Below are 278 nucleotides of genomic sequence, written 5' to 3' on the forward strand. Positions count from 1 at the left end.
GCGACGGCGTGACGCTCGAAATCCGCAGCTCGTCCGGTTCCGTCGAGAACTACGAGCGGCTCAAAGACCCCACGAGCGAATACCAGGTGGGCTTCGTTCAATCGGGCACCACCACGCCGCAGGAAACCGATCATCTGGAAACGATTGCCGCCGTTTCATATGAACCGATCTGGGTTTTCTATCGTGACGCGCAGACCATCAACCGGCTCGCGCAACTGCGCGGCAAACGGATCGGCGTCGGCGTGCCGGGCAGCGGGCTATTGGAGGTGTCGCGGGTC

Annotated in this window: 1 protein-coding gene; it reads left to right on the plus strand. The window is 62.2% G+C overall.

Annotated features, from left to right (window positions below; all coding sequences use genetic code 11):
• Positions 1-278: TAXI family TRAP transporter solute-binding subunit (locus SB753_RS36840; protein WP_410805068.1), on the plus strand; the 278-nt coding region annotated here is incomplete at both ends.

Origin of the sequence: Paraburkholderia sp. SIMBA_053 (assembly GCF_046534895.1) — a bacterium.
Lineage (GTDB): Bacteria > Pseudomonadota > Gammaproteobacteria > Burkholderiales > Burkholderiaceae > Paraburkholderia > Paraburkholderia caledonica.